The following is a 12,438-nucleotide window of genomic DNA, read 5'->3' on the forward strand; positions in this document are numbered from 1 at the left end:
AAGGATGACGAAATAACATGAAAGCACTTGCCAAGCTCGAACGGGCCCCGGGCCTCACGCTCACCCGCGTGAAGAAGCCCGAAGTCGGCCACAACGACGTGATGATCAAGATCCGCCGCACGGCGATCTGCGGCACCGATATCCATATCTGGAAGTGGGACGACTGGGCGCAGAAGACCATTCCAGTGCCCATGCACGTGGGCCACGAATATGTGGGCGAGATCGTCGAGATGGGCCAGGAGGTGCGCGGCTTCGAGATCGGCGACCGCGTCTCGGGCGAAGGCCATATCACCTGTGGCTTCTGCCGCAACTGTCGCGCGGGACGCCGCCATTTGTGCCGCAACACCACCGGCGTGGGCGTGAACCGCGAAGGCGCATTCGCCGAATACCTCGTGATTCCGGCCTTCAACGCCTTCAAGATCCCGCCCGAGATCTCCGACGATCTCGCTGCGATCTTCGATCCGTTCGGCAACGCCACGCATACGGCGCTCTCGTTCAACCTCGTGGGCGAGGACGTGCTCATCACCGGCGCGGGGCCGATCGGCATCATGGCCGCCGCGATCGCAAAGCACGTGGGCGCGCGCAACGTCGTGATCACCGACGTGAACGACTACCGGCTCGAGCTCGCGCGCAAGATGGGCGCGACGCGTGCGGTGAACGTCGCGCGCGATTCGCTGCGCGACGTGATGAACGAGCTGCACATGACCGAGGGCTTCGACGTGGGCCTCGAAATGTCGGGCGTGCCGAGCGCGTTCACGGCGCTGCTCGAGTCGATGAACCATGGCGGCAAGGTCGCGTTGCTCGGCATTCCACCCGCGCAAACCGCCATCGACTGGAATCAGGTCATCTTCAAGGGCCTCGAAATCAAGGGCATTTATGGCCGCGAGATGTTCGAGACCTGGTACAAGATGGTCGCGATGCTGCAAAGCGGGCTCGATCTCTCGCCCATCATCACGCACCGCTTCAGCGTGGACGACTACGAGCAAGGCTTCGCGGCGATGCTCTCCGGCGAGAGCGGCAAGGTGATTCTCGACTGGACTGCCGCCTGAGGTTTCGCGCCGCTCATTGCGGCGCCGCCTCCGATGCCGCCGCCTCGCCCGGCGGCCGCTGTTCGAACTCGGCCTGGATGCGCACGTCGATCTCGTCGCCGACGGCCGGATACCACGTCGTCAGCCCGAACTTCGCGCGGCTGAAATGCCCCGTGGCCGCGAAACCGAGCGTCGGCTGCTTCGTGAGCGGGTTCGGCGCATAGCCGTTGAACACCACGTCGAGCGTGACGGACTGCGTCACGCCATGAATCGTGAGATCGCCCGTGAGCTTGCCGGCGGGCTTGCCATTCACGTCGGCGGTGCGCTCGAAATGCGTGCTCACGAAGCGGATCTGGGCATAGCGCTCGACGTCCAGCATCTGCGGACCCTTCACCATGCGATCGAGCAGTGGCACGTTGGTGTCGAGGCTCGCCGCGTCGATCACGGCCTCCACCGTCGCACTCTCCAGCGCGTTCGCGCGCCAGTCGAGCTGCGCGCTCGCGCGATCGAAGCGCATCACGAAGCGCGTGTAGTGCAGATGGTCGACGTCGAACACGATGCTCCAGTGATGCGCGTCCAGCGTGTAGTGTCCCGCCGGCACGGACGCCTCGGCGGGGCTCACGCTGTGCGTGACGACGCGCAGCGGCGTGCAGGCGAACAGCAGACAGGCCGCGGCCAGCGCGGCGCACAGCGTGCGGCGGCGCGCGTGCGGGGTGGCTGCGGCTGGGGAGCGGTTCATGGGGTCTCCATTTCGGGTGCCTGGCGAGTGAAAATCGTTCGCGTCGTTAATGTAGTTACGAAAGGCGGCGCACTTTTGTTCCATCGACAGCCATGATTCTTGAATGACCGCAGATCGGGCGCGGGTCGTCATTCTTGCACGTTGCGCGGCGAGTCTCCTGGCACGAGGGACGAAGCGCATGCGCGCGCAGCCTTCGCACGGCGCCTCGAGCGCAGCGTTTGCGCCACGCATTGCAACGCAGCCCGATTTCGGGTTTGATATCGGATCACCGCCCGTTACTGGAACGTGGGGAGTCTGGAGAGCCCGGGCCACCCGGAGGAAGCCGCCGCATGCCCACTGCGAACGATTCGGTCCGCTTTCACGCCACGCACGTGCGCGAGGTCGACGCCATGACGGCCGCCTCGGCGCGCAGCTTCGCGCGCCATGCGCACGACCAGTACGGCATCGGCGTGATCGATGCGGGCGGCCATGTGTCCCTCTCCGATGCGGGCGTGGTCGAGGCCGTGGCCGGCAACCTCATTCTCGTCAATCCCGGCGAAGTGCACGACGGGCGTCCGCTCGGCACGGGCGCGCGGCGCTGGCGCATGCTCTATTTCGAGCCGCGCTGGATCGATGCGCTGCAGGCCGATGTCACCCAGGGCGACGACGCCGGTTTCGCGCTCTTCGCGCCTGTGATCGCCGATCCGCGCCTGCGCGCGCTGTTCGATGCCGCGTTCGGCTATGCCACGGCCGCACCCTGCGACCTCGCGGCCATGGCTTTCGACGGCGCGGCGCTCGACGCCATGACGCGGCTCGTGCGCGGCCTCGGCCACCGCCGGCCGCTTGCGCCGTGCTCGCCGGCGGCCGTGGCGCGCGTGCGCGAGATGATCGACGCCGATCCGGGCCAGGCCTTCTCGCTCGCCGAGCTCGCGGTCGCCGCCGGGCTTAGCCGCTTCCAGCTCCATCGCGGCTTCGTGCAGGCGTTCGGCGTGCCGCCGCATCAATACATCCTGCATTGCCGCGTCGGACTCGCGCGGCGCCTGCTCAAGGCCGGCCAAGCGCCCGCGCAGGCGGCGCTCGCGGCCGGCTTCTGCGACCAGAGCCATCTGAACCGGGCGTTCGCCCGCCAGTTCGGCGTATCGCCGGGCCGTTACCGGCTCGCGCAGGGCGCCGGCCCCGCCTGACGGTTGCTGTCGACGGCTGCAAAGGCCGGCCGCCGCCAGGCGTCGTCGCTTGCCTTGCCGCACACCGATCCAAGACGCCGCGCCCGCCGCGTTCTATACCGGTGCTTCAATTCCTGGAGCACCCCATGTCCTCTTCGCTGTCACCAGCAAAATCGCCGCGCGCATCGTCGTCGCGGTCCGTCGCGCATCTGCAGTTGACCCTCGCCATGATCACCGTGGGCAGCACGGTGATTGCCAGCAAGATCATCGGCGCCGGACTCGATCCGATGCCCGCGACCGCGCTGCGCTTCGCGTTTGCACTGCCCGTGTTTCTCGTGCTCATGCGCGCGACCGGCACCGCGTTTCCGCGCCCGGGCCTGCGCGACGCGTGCCTGCTGATCGCACAGGCGGCGATCGGCAGCGTCGGCTACACCGTATTGCTGATCGCCGGAACGCAGCGGACCTCGGCCGCCGACGCGGGGATCATCCTCGGCACCTTGCCCGCCGTGTGCGCGCTCACCGCCGCCGTGGTGCTGCGCGAGCGCCTGCACGCAAGCACGCTGGCCGCGGTTCTGGTGGCGAGCCTCGGCGTGGCGCTGGTCACGCTCGCGCCCGCCGCACAGCACGCAGGCAACCGCTCGCTGACGGGCGACGCGCTGTTGATCGGCGCGGTGGTCTGCGAGAGTCTTTTCGTGCTGCTGAACAAGCGTCTGGCGACGCCCTGGCCGCCGCTTGCGCAATCGGCCGCGATGACGGGCATCGGCCTTGCCGTGTCCGCCGCCGCGGCGCTGCCCTACTGGCCGGCCACGCTGCATGCGCTACCCTCGCACGCCGTGCTGGCCGTGGCGTATTACGCGCTGGTGCCAACCGTGGGCGGCTTCTGGCTCTGGTACACGGGTGCGGCGCGCGTGACGGGCGCCGAGGCAGCCATCTTCACGGCCGTCGCGCCCGTCTCGGGCGTGGTGCTCGCGGCGCTCGTGCTGGGCGAGCCGCTCACGCCCGCGCGGCTTGCCGGGCTCGCGCTCGTTGTCGCGGCCGTGTTCGTGATTGCGGGACCGGCCGTGTGGCGGCGTCCGGGTGGCCAGGACGCATGACTCATGACGCGGCGGGCGCCCGCGCGCCCACGCGGTGTCTTGACTTCGGAGAATGATCGTTCTACATTGCGTGGCATGGAGAACGATCGTTCCACCTCGCGTGCCGTCGTCTGATCGACCACGGCCCGATTGACCCACGCGCGAAGCGGACACCCTGCGAAGAGATGAAGTCATGAGCAACAACACGCGTGCCGCCGCCGACGCGCCGCAAGCCTCCCCGCCTGCTTCCCTGCCCGATGCGCGCGAGCGTCTGCTCGATGCGGCCGAGGCCCTCATCTACGCGGGCGGCATCCATGCCACCGGAGTCGACGCGATCGTCCGCGCGGCGGGCGCGGCGCGCAAGAGTTTCTACACCTGGTTCGAGTCGAAGGATGCGCTGGTCGCCGCCGCGCTCACGCGCCGCGACGAGCGCTGGATGCGCTGGTTCGTCGAAGGCACGTTGCATCGCGGCCGCACGCCGCGCACGCGCCTGATCGGCATGTTCGACGTGTTGCGCGAGTGGTTTGCCTCGGACGGCTTTCACGGCTGCGCGTTCCTGAACGCCGCGGGCGAGACCGCCTCGCCCGACGACCCCGTGCGCGAGGTCGCCCGCCTGCACAAGGCGCGCTTGCTCGCTTTCGTCGGTGAGCAATGCACAGCATGGGCCGAAGCGGTTGGCGCGGACCGGCGCGTGGCGGCGCGGCTCGCGCGCCAGTGGCTGATCCTGATCGACGGCGCGATTGGCGTGGCGCTCGTGAGCGGCGAGGCGGACGCGGCGCTCGATGCGCGCGCCGCCGGCCAGCACTTGCTCGATGCGCTCGCGCCCCGGCCGGACCGATTGGCTCGATCACCTCGAGCGCCGCGAACGCGCGGCGCCGTACCCAACAAGCGCGAGGCCGCACGAGCGCGCCGCTAGCCGCGCGAGCTTCGCTGCCGTTTCTATGTGTGCGCACCGTCCCGGTGCGCCGCCCTCTCCATGGAGCAGACGCATGAGTGCCACCCAACCGACGACGCCAGCCGAAGTCCGCCCGCCGCTGCCGCCCTTCACCCGTGAGACCGCGATCCAGAAAGTGCGCGCGGCCGAGGACGGCTGGAACACGCGCGATCCGCAGCGCGTTGCGCTTGCCTACACGCCGCAAAGCGTCTGGCGCAATCGCGCCGAGTTCGTGACGGGCCGCGAAGCCATCGTCGCGTTTCTCACGCGCAAGTGGGCCCGCGAGCTCGATTACCGGCTCATCAAGGAACTGTGGGCGTTCACGGACAATCGCATCGCGGTGCGCTTCGCCTACGAGTGCCACGACGATTCGGGCAACTGGTTCCGCTCGTACGGCAACGAGAACTGGGAGTTCGATGAGAACGGGCTGATGGCGCGCCGCCATGCCTCCATCAACGACTTGCCGATTCGCGAAGCAGACCGGCTTTTCCGCTGGCCGCTCGGCCGCCGTCCCGACGATCATCCGGGCTTGAGCGATCTCGGGCTCTGAGCGGGACGCATCGTCTCACGCCATCGCACGCGGCCCGAAGCTTCATCGCGGAGACTCATCGGGCTGCCATCATGGACGCGCCGAGCGGCGGCGCCTGCAGGCTCGCTGCGCGATTCCGAGCCTGGATTCCATACGCGCGCGGGCGCTCTTGCTGTACAGTTTGCAGTCACCGGAAAGAGACCCTCAACAGACCCAGCAGCATACGAACCGAAGCGAATCGGCAAGCGAGAGGACGGAGAGCCCATGCGGTGTTGGCGAGTGCGCGGTGGCAGGACAAGTTGGCGCGGGATCGCACCCGCTGTGCGAGAGACTGGGGCAAGTCCTGAAGCGCGCCCGGCGGCCGACGCGCGCGCCAGGCCCCCCGCAACACTCAACGGGCGCAAGAAGATTCCGAAGGCGGCTACGCTCATCGCGTGCACGACGCTCATGCTTGGCGCGGCAACGAGCGCGCGCGCGGCCAACTGGTGCGGCGCCGGCCTGTGGGTCGATGCGATGGTCGGCTCGTACCACATTCACCCCGACAAAGACTTCGAGCAGTTCAACCCGGGCCTCGGCATCGAATGCTGGCCCGGCGACACATGGGCGCTCACGGCCGGCGGCTTTCGCAATTCGCTGCGGCGGCCCTCATGGTACGGCGGCGCGGTCTGGGCCCCCGAATTCCTGCATTGGGGCTACGTGCGTCTGGCGGCGATGGGCGGCATCATCTCGGGCTATAACTACGGCGACTGGGGGCTCGGCCACAATCACACGATCGGGCCCGTGGCCGCGCCCATCGTGATGGTTGCCTACAAGCGCGTGGGCGTGAACTTCATCGTCATCCCGCCGATTCCTTCCGACGACCTGCCTTTCACGATCGGGTTTCAACTGCGGGTGAAGTTCTGAGCGCGTCCCGGTCTTGCGTCAACGCGTCGAAGCATTGCCGATAGCGCTGCCGGCACGTCTCCCACCCGAACATGTCGATGGCCTGCTGTCGACGCGCGGCCACCGCCTGCGCCGCCGAAAAACGCGGCCAGTTTTCCGTGACGAAGCGCACCACTTCCGGCAGCTCCGCTTCGTGCTCGAATAGCAGGACGTTGTCGAACTGCTCAGCGGCCCATCGCATGAACGGGATGGCCCGCCCGATCACCACCGGCACGCGTCCGATCGCCTCGAAGAACGCGCCGCTCACGAGCATCGAATCGGCCACGTGCGGCAGGATCAGGACGTCGGCGGCGCTGATTTGCGCGTCGAATTCGGCATCGCTTAGAAAGCGCGCATCGAGCGTGACGCATGCCGAGAGATTCCGCTCGCGCAGGATCGTGCGCAGCGCATCGACATAGGCGGCCTGACCTCGTCCGGCAATCAGCAGCCTGTGGCCGGCCGGCCAGGCGGCGAGCACCTCGGCAATGCCCTTGTAGGGCTCGACGGTGCCGAGAATCGCAAACGACGCCTCGCGCGTGCCGCTCCGCGCGGGTGGCACCGCGTGACCCGGCACGTCCCAATAGAGCGGATGCGGCAGATAGCGCGCGCGAAAATGCCCGGTGTAGTGGGGATCGTGAACGATGCGGATATCGGCGAGCCAGCGCACGAGCGACATCAAGGCAACGGAGAGCACGCGCACGGCGCCGCGCGCGTTGTGCACCGCGTGGTCGTGCACGAAACAGACGACACGAGCGCGACCGAGCGCCATCAACGCGCAATAGAGCAGCACCACCGGCAAGCCGCGTAGCCGCGGCACGACGCCTTGCCCCTTGTCGATGAAGGCGCGCAGCTCGATCCAGTGCAGCATCAGCACCGTCGAGCGTCTGAACAGATCGAAGCATCCGCCGCGCAGCAGGTAGCGCAACGATAGCGGCCGGACGTCGTAGCCGATGTCGCGCAGCAGTTGCTTTTGCAAATCGATGTACGGGTTCGTCGTATTGGTGAAGGGAGAGAGCAGCACGCGAGGCACCCGCGTGCGCTTTCGGAGCGCTTCGCACGCGCGTGCGCTCTCGCGTTCGTCATCGGGAAAAGCGCTGTCGCTCATGAGCGGTGCTCCTCGCGCGTCCTGGCCGGCACGCTCATTGCACCGCATGCGTCGGTTGCACCGATGCGTGCGCCGCGGCCAGCACGATGTCGATGATGCGGTCTTGCACCTCGCGCTCCAGCATGGGGAAGACGGGCAGACACAGCACCTGTTCCGCGATCGCCTGCGCCGCCGGCAGATTCCCGGGTGCCGCGGAAGCGAGACCGCTATAGGCCGGGAATTCGCTGATCAGCGGATAGAAGTAGCGCCGCACGGCGATCTGGCGCGCACGCAGCTCCGCGTAAAGCGCGTCGCGGCTGAGCGGAAAGTCTGGCGTCACGAGCACGGGAAAATACGCATAGTTAGGCGTGCTGTCCGGATTGATTCGATGCAGGCGCAGCCCTTTCACGTGACCGAGACGCTCACGATAGTAGGCGTCGATCCGTGCGCGCGCCGTGTGGGTCCAGTCCACGTGCTGTAGTTGCACGAGACCGAACGCCGCTTGTACCTCGTTCATCTTGCCGTTGATGCCGTGGCCCACCACGGTCACTTCGTCCTGAATGCCGAAGTTCTTGAGCCGGTCGATGCGCCGCTTCATCTGCGCGTCGCGGCAGACGATCGCGCCGCCTTCGAAGGTGTGGAAGATCTTGGTGCCGTGAAAGCTCAGCACCGACATGTCGCCGAAGCTCAGGACCGAGCGGCCGTTGCGCCGCACGCCGAACGCGTGCGCGGCGTCGTAGATCACCTTCAAGCCATGGCGATTCGCGATCTGTTCGATCGCCTCGACCTCGCACGGGTTGCCGTAGACGTGCACCGGCATGATGGCGCGCGTCGCGGGCGTGATCGCCGCTTCGATACGTGCCGGATCGAGATTCATGCTCACGGGGTCGATGTCGGCGAAAACCGGCTTGATGCCGTTCCAGTGGATCGCATGCGTCGTCGCGACGAACGAGAACGGCGTGGTAATGACTTCGCCGGTGATTTCGAGGGCCTGCAACGCTGTGATCAGCGCGAGCGTGCCGTTCGAGAACAGGCTGATGTGCTCCACGCCGAGGTGCTCGCAGAGCGCCTGCTCCAGCCGATGGTGCAGCGGACCATCGTTCGTCACCCAGCGGTTCGACCAGATCTGCTCCAGGTAAGGCAGGAATTCTCCGAGGGGCGGCAAAAAGGGTTGGGTGACCGGCACTACCGCGGCTTTCGTGTCGTTCATCATGATGTTGGGTCCCGTGAGCGTGGTTATCGGTTGTTTTCAGAGCGACCGTATTTCGTCGTAATAATTAAGGATGCCGAATTGAATACCTGGGTAATTGGCGTTGGATGATCAAATCCTTGCGGGATCAGGAGCGATGGGTCTGGCTGCCCCGCGCGAGCGGATTGGCGAGAAAGCGAATGGCTTGATCGCTGACGCTGCGCAGCGGTAGCAGGCAGAGCAGCGTCAATGCGACCGCCGCGAACTTCTTGCGCGTCGTCCAGAACGGATTGGCGAGGATCGAACGAAAGTAGCGCCGCGAGTCGAAAACGATCCAATGCCAGCGCCGCCACAACGGAGCGTCGTACACCCGCAGGCACAGATGAGCTTTCTCGTATGAGAAGTCCATGGGCTGCTCGGGCAATTGCTCGCCGAGGCGCTCGCTCACGAGCTCGCGCAGCGCGTCCCAGCGTTGCGGAAACGCTTGCACGACCTCGGCAACGTCCTGGCTGTTCGCAATCGAGAGCCCGGCGCGCGGTTTGGCAGCCGCTCCGCTTTCGTCGGCCGCCCGATGCACGCGATAGCCGCCAAGCGGTGTGTCGATCACGCCCACCTGCCCAACCAGCGCAACGCCGTAGATGGCAAAGAAGTCGGCGGCAATGCCGCGGCGCGTCGTCTTCGGCAATGGCAACACGCGTTTGAGCGCGCTGACGCGATACGCGTTGCCGGACGCCGGCGGCGACGGGTAGAGCCAGCCACTGCGCAGCAGCCCCGCGCATTCGGCGGGCGGTTGCGAATGCGGCACGCAGACGCCGATGGACCGGCTGTCGCCGTCGATCACGTCCAGCGTGAATTGCACTTTCGCGTAGCCGCCGCGCTCGAATGTGTCGAGCACTTGCGCAACCGCGCCTTCATACAAGACATCGTCGGAGTCGAGATACAGGATGTACTCGGTATCGGCCATTTCGAGGCCGAGGTTGTACGAGCTCGCCTGCCCGCCATTGGCCTTCAGGACCGGTGTCACACGCGCACCGTAGCTCGCGATGATGTCGCGCGAGCCGTCGGTCGAGCCATCGTCGATCACGACGACCTGGGTTCGCTGCGGTTCCTGAGCGAGCGCCGAGTCGATGGCTTCACGCAGGAACCGCTCGTAGTTGTAGCTGCATATGACGACTGTGATGTCCTTCACCGCTTGTCCCCCGTAGTCAGCGAGCGCATGCTCGTGCGACGTTTTGTGCGCTGCTTTGAGCGCTTGTCTGACACGTTTCGGCTGGTCGGTATTGCCCTGCGTTACCGCTCCTGTCCGTCCTGCCGATCCGTTCGCCTGATTGCCGCTCGTCGTGCTGCGCGTCGCCGGCAACCAAAGACTTTCACTTCTGCTGGCGCTGATAGCGAAATGAAAGTAATTGGTAATCTTATAGCTCACGGGCGATAGCGCGCGCCACCGCTATCGATGCCTATGTGTGCGGTGTTCAACACAATGACGCAGACGCACGGGAGCGCAGTTTGGACACCGCGTTTTGCTCACCTTCGATAAGGTGAGGAATTCCAGGAGATGGAGCGAACGCATCCGCGGTGCCGCCGCGTGTGCTCATGCACACACGCTCGCGCCCGCCCGGCGAAGCGCGCCGCGTCTCCCGCAAACACTCACCTTTGTGCTCACCTGACAGTCTTGCCATAATCGCGTCAGGGGCGCGCCACGCCCGCGCCATAAGATACGGTGCTTCTTGCCGAGGCCGGTATCGAGCCGATTGATATGACAAAGGGCGCCTGACTGCACGCGCAGCAGGCCCAGAGGTGAATAGAATGAAGAAGTGGATCACGACACTGATTACAGCGGGTGCCCTGAGCACATTGGGCGCATTGGCGGCTCCGGCATCGAGCATGGCCGCCGACGAGCCCGCGTGGCTGCCGGCCACGGCCGCCACGCAATTCCAGAGCGCGAGCGCGATTGTCGAAGGCGCGAGTGGTGCGAACGTCAAGTCGACGCTTTATGTCTTCATGGACCCCAACTGTATTTTTTGTCACCTGGTGTGGAAAGCGCTGCAACCGTATGAAGCCGTCGGGCTCCAGGTTCACTGGATTCCAATGGGCTTTCTGAAGCCCGATTCGGCGGGCAAGGCGGCGGCCCTGCTGCAGTCGAAGAACAGCGCGGCACTCCTGAAGGAACTGGAGACGCATTACTCCGAGAAGGACGAGTCGGGCGGCATCGCGCCGCTCACGAGCATCCCGCCGGCCGCGCAGGCGCAACTCGACAGCAACATGAAGCTGTTCCAGGACCTGGGTTTCCAGGGCACGCCCACCATCATTTATCAGGGCTCGGGTGGCCGCTGGGCCGATCTCGACGGCCTGCCGAAGCTCAGCATGCTGCCAGGCTTGCTCAATTTGCCCGCGCAGCCGATCAAGGATCCTGAATTGCAGCGCTATCGTTGAGCGTGGAATTCAGGGCAGCGTGCCGCTGAGGTGAGCTGTTCCAGGAGATGTCGGTTTATGGTGAGCCGCGGAAGGTGCGGTAATCTCACCGGCCCCGGTGATGGTGAGGAATTCCAGGAGATGCAGGCTCAGGGTGAGCCGTGCGAGGCGCGGCAATCTCACCGGCACGGCAATGGTGAGGAATTCCAGGAGTCGGCAGATCCCGAAAAGCCTCACCTTTGAGCTGCGCTGCGCTGCGCGGTGCGCTGCCAACGCGCACTAGAACTTGTAGTCGGGATTCTTCGGATCGAAGGCGTCGGCCTCGAAGGTCTTCGGCGTGATGCTTTCGATCACGATCTTTTCGAAGATCTGGCCGTCGTTGTCGTAAGCTTCGACGGTGCGGAAATACGGGCGGCGCAGGTCGAGCCCGAGCGTCTGCTTCTTCGCATGGAACTGCGGCTTGCCGACCGGCGAATCATAAGTGAGCGCCACCACGCGCACGCCGCCGATCGTCCTCACCTCCACTTGCGGCTTGTACGGCGCGCCCACTTCGACGTACTTCTTCGCGTCCGTCATGAACTGGCCCACGATGAACTCCGTGCCGAGGTCCGTGATCTTGTGATTGGACTGCGAGCGCGCGAGCGAGCCGTCGAGCGCCGTCCACATCGGCATGACGCCGAGCAGGCCGCCCAGATGCCCGTACATCTGGTCGGTGCGTCTGGAGGCGTCGTAGATCACCTCTTCGCCCGAATGTTCGCCGTCGGGCAGCCATTTCGCGTAGATGCGCAGGGGATCGTGCGTGAGTTTGACGAGCATGTGCGCGGGCTTGCTGGGCCATTTGCCGTTCAGGCGCTCCCAGCGCGAGAGCACGAATTCGTATGATGGATAGCCCGAAGGCCCGAGCTGGATGAGCGCGGGCACGACGACGGGATCGAATGCCTGAAACAGCGCCGTGAGCTGCGCGTCGCTCATCTTCGCGAGCGCACCGGTCTTTTGTGCGCGCTGTAGCCAGCGTACCTGCTGCTCGAGAGAGAGCTTGCCGACTTCGGCGGCGGCGTTGCCCGATGGGCTCGCCGCGGCTGGCGCTGCGTCTTGCTGGGCGCTTGGTTGTGCGTTCGGTTGTGCGCTTGCTTCGGCCGGCGCGTTGTCTTGCGCGAAGGCCGTGGTGCTTGCGAAGGCCAGCGCCACGCAGGCGAGCGGCGCAGCGAGGCGCCACGCACGCCGCGCCGGCGCGCGAGCGGGCTGAGCGCCGGGGGGTGTCGAATGCAGTGGATCGGTATTCATGGTTTGGCTCCCTGTGTCGCTACTTTCTTGAACGAAACGTCAAACAGAACAGCAAACGGCGTGGCAAAAAGCGCGATGGTAAGGGCTGCGCTGCGGCCTGTTT

The 12,438-nt window shown here is 66.0% G+C and carries 12 protein-coding genes; 7 read left to right on the forward strand and 5 right to left on the reverse strand.

What is annotated here, in order from left to right; all coding sequences use genetic code 11:
- Positions 1-17: 17 nt before the first annotated feature.
- Positions 18-1,049: an L-threonine 3-dehydrogenase gene (gene tdh, locus BO1_RS15075; protein ID WP_028218259.1), complete on the forward strand. Its 1,032-nt coding sequence runs from the start codon at positions 18-20 to the stop codon at positions 1,047-1,049.
- 13 nt (positions 1,050-1,062) lie between these two features.
- On the opposite strand, the gene BO1_RS15080 is transcribed toward tdh, so the two are convergent.
- Entirely contained in the window at positions 1,063-1,767 is a 705-nt protein-coding gene (locus tag BO1_RS15080; protein ID WP_084687972.1) for a YceI family protein, read from the reverse strand.
- Between the two features lie 329 nt (positions 1,768-2,096).
- On the opposite strand from BO1_RS15080, the gene BO1_RS15085 reads away from it, so the two are divergent.
- The 5 genes from BO1_RS15085 to BO1_RS15105 all read left to right on the forward strand — a co-directional run bounded on the left by BO1_RS15085 (position 2,097) and on the right by BO1_RS15105 (position 6,348).
- Positions 2,097-2,930 (forward strand): AraC family transcriptional regulator, encoded by an 834-nt coding sequence (locus BO1_RS15085; RefSeq protein ID WP_043284945.1) that lies wholly within the window; start codon positions 2,097-2,099, stop codon positions 2,928-2,930.
- A 125-nt stretch (positions 2,931-3,055) separates the two neighbouring features.
- Positions 3,056-4,003, forward strand: a complete 948-nt coding sequence (locus BO1_RS15090) for a DMT family transporter (RefSeq protein ID WP_043284948.1) — start codon at positions 3,056-3,058, stop codon at positions 4,001-4,003.
- A 172-nt stretch (positions 4,004-4,175) separates the two neighbouring features.
- Positions 4,176-4,898, forward strand: a complete 723-nt coding sequence (locus BO1_RS51195; RefSeq protein WP_084687973.1) for a TetR/AcrR family transcriptional regulator — start codon at positions 4,176-4,178, stop codon at positions 4,896-4,898.
- A 73-nt stretch (positions 4,899-4,971) separates the two neighbouring features.
- Positions 4,972-5,466: a nuclear transport factor 2 family protein gene (locus tag BO1_RS15100; RefSeq protein ID WP_028218263.1), complete on the forward strand. Its 495-nt coding sequence runs from the start codon at positions 4,972-4,974 to the stop codon at positions 5,464-5,466.
- A 426-nt stretch (positions 5,467-5,892) separates the two neighbouring features.
- Positions 5,893-6,348, forward strand: a complete 456-nt coding sequence (locus tag BO1_RS15105; protein ID WP_156992267.1) for a hypothetical protein — start codon at positions 5,893-5,895, stop codon at positions 6,346-6,348.
- Here the strand turns inward: BO1_RS15105 and BO1_RS15110 are convergent.
- The 3 genes from BO1_RS15110 to BO1_RS15120 all read right to left on the reverse strand — a co-directional run bounded on the left by BO1_RS15110 (position 6,314) and on the right by BO1_RS15120 (position 9,828).
- On the reverse strand, positions 6,314-7,471 hold the full coding sequence (locus BO1_RS15110; RefSeq protein WP_028218265.1) for a glycosyltransferase family protein: 1,158 nt from the start codon (positions 7,469-7,471) through the stop codon (positions 6,314-6,316). The genes BO1_RS15105 and BO1_RS15110 overlap by 35 nt on opposite strands.
- Positions 7,472-7,505: 34 nt before the next feature.
- On the reverse strand, positions 7,506-8,663 hold the full coding sequence (locus tag BO1_RS15115) for a DegT/DnrJ/EryC1/StrS family aminotransferase (RefSeq protein WP_028218266.1): 1,158 nt from the start codon (positions 8,661-8,663) through the stop codon (positions 7,506-7,508).
- A 124-nt stretch (positions 8,664-8,787) separates the two neighbouring features.
- The gene (locus BO1_RS15120) at positions 8,788-9,828 is read right to left on the reverse strand and encodes a glycosyltransferase family 2 protein (protein WP_028218267.1); all 1,041 of its coding nucleotides are present in this window, start codon (positions 9,826-9,828) and stop codon (positions 8,788-8,790) included.
- 617 nt (positions 9,829-10,445) lie between these two features.
- Between BO1_RS15120 and BO1_RS51200 the strand changes: the two genes are divergently transcribed.
- Positions 10,446-11,072: a thioredoxin fold domain-containing protein gene (locus BO1_RS51200; RefSeq protein WP_084687974.1), complete on the forward strand. Its 627-nt coding sequence runs from the start codon at positions 10,446-10,448 to the stop codon at positions 11,070-11,072.
- 258 nt (positions 11,073-11,330) lie between these two features.
- On the opposite strand, the gene BO1_RS15135 is transcribed toward BO1_RS51200, so the two are convergent.
- Positions 11,331-12,335 (reverse strand): DUF1571 domain-containing protein, encoded by a 1,005-nt coding sequence (locus tag BO1_RS15135; protein WP_043284949.1) that lies wholly within the window; start codon positions 12,333-12,335, stop codon positions 11,331-11,333.
- Positions 12,336-12,438 lie beyond the last annotated feature (103 nt).

Origin of the sequence: Paraburkholderia oxyphila NBRC 105797 (genome assembly GCF_000685075.1) — a bacterium.
Taxonomy (GTDB): Bacteria; Pseudomonadota; Gammaproteobacteria; order Burkholderiales; family Burkholderiaceae; genus Paraburkholderia; species Paraburkholderia oxyphila.